The sequence below is a fragment of the Metabacillus sp. 113a genome, from assembly GCF_050107635.1.
Taxonomy (GTDB): domain Bacteria; phylum Bacillota; class Bacilli; order Bacillales; family Bacillaceae; genus Metabacillus_B.
In genome coordinates, this window is sequence record NZ_JBNILJ010000051.1 from 1 (window position 1) to 255 (window position 255).

1 protein-coding gene is annotated in these 255 nt (G+C 39.2%); it reads right to left on the reverse strand.

All coding sequences use genetic code 11. The features are described 5' to 3' along the window. The coding region (locus ACQCVE_RS19670; RefSeq protein WP_426863676.1) for an IS200/IS605 family accessory protein TnpB-related protein at nt 1-255 on the reverse strand (255 nt) is incomplete at both ends.

A 255-nucleotide genomic window follows, 5' to 3' on the forward strand; every position in this document is an offset into this window, starting at 1 on the left:
TGTCTATGGCTTTATTTTTTTTAGAACATTTCGGACAAGTTTGACTCGAGTAGGCGGGATTCACATATTCAACTTTAATACCCACTAGGTTTGCTTTATATTCGATGAAATGAGACAGGCGATAAAATGACCAAGTGTGCAAATTCTTTTCGTTTTTACGGCTCGTTCTTGCCGTCTGTCTAATGTTCGCCAGTTGTTCCAAGCGAATGACAGAAATGTGATTGTCTTTTGCAAAATTGACGATTGCACGGCTCA